We start from the raw sequence: 1,237 nt of genomic DNA on the forward strand, positions 1-1,237 counted from the left end.
CGAAGCTTATCCCCCACAGTCTCACTGCTGCGCTCTCACTTACCGGCATTCGGAGTTTGGCTGACGTCAGTAAGCTTTTGGGCCCCATCGGCCATCCAGTAGCTCTACCTCCGGCAAGAAACACGCAACGCTGCACCTAAATGCATTTCGGAGAGAACCAGCTATCACGAAGTTTGATTGGCCTTTCACCCCTATCCACAGCTCATCCCCTCCATTTTCAACTGAAGTGGGTTCGGTCCTCCACGACGTCTTACCGTCGCTTCAACCTGGCCATGGATAGATCACTTCGCTTCGGGTCTAGACCCTGCGACTGAATCGCCCTATTCGGACTCGCTTTCGCTACGGCTGCCCCACACGGGTTAACCTCGCCACAGAGCACTAACTCGCAGGCTCATTCTTCAAAAGGCACGCCGTCACCCCAACATGGGAGCTCCGACGGTTTGTAAGCAAACGGTTTCAGGTACTATTTCACTCCCCTCCCGGGGTACTTTTCACCTTTCCCTCACGGTACTTGTCCGCTATCGGTCATCTGGGAGTATTTAGGCTTATCAGGTGGTCCTGACAGATTCACACGGGATTTCTCGGGCCCCGTGCTACTTGGGATACTCTTCACGCCATAACACCATTTCGACTACGGGGCTCGCACCCGCTCTGGCCAGGCATTCAAACCTGTTCGTCTATGATGCGCTGTAACGTTCAGTGCTCGGCAGAACACAACGAAAAGTCCCACAACCCCGACCATGCAACCCCTGCCGGGTATCACACATGATTCGGTTTAGCCTCTTCCGCGTTCGCTCGCCACTACTGACGGAATCACTGTTGTTTTCTCTTCCTGTGGGTACTGAGATGTTTCACTTCCCCACGTTCCCTCTACCCGCCCTATATATTCAGGCGGGAGTCACCAGGTCACCACAAGGGGCCTGGCGGGGTTTCCCCATTCGGAAATCCTCGGATCACAGCTCGTTTATCAGCTCCCCGAGGCTTATCGCAGATTACGACGTCCTTCTTCGGCTCCAGATGCCAAGGCATTCACCGTTTGCTCTTAAAAACTTGAAAATCACATGAGTTTAAGAAACCACAACTCGAAAAGTTGCAGATCCAATGATTGGCAAGAACACAACCCGAAGGCTGCTCCTTGCGAATCTTGTCGACCCGAACAACCCGCAAAGGCTGCCCGAGTCTAAGATGCTCGCGTCCACTGTGTAGTTCTCAAAATACGGGCGGTATCCCTCCCCCA

1 rRNA gene (running past one end of the window) is annotated in these 1,237 nt (G+C 53.7%); it reads right to left on the reverse strand.

Annotation, left to right across the window (positions count from 1 at the left end):
* A 23S ribosomal RNA gene (locus EDF35_RS00570) occupies positions 1 to 1,056 on the reverse strand; it reaches 1,684 nt to the left of the window's first position.
* Positions 1,057 to 1,237 lie beyond the last annotated feature (181 nt).

The organism is Rathayibacter sp. PhB151 (genome assembly GCF_004366415.1).
GTDB lineage: Bacteria > Actinomycetota > Actinomycetes > Actinomycetales > Microbacteriaceae > Rathayibacter > Rathayibacter festucae.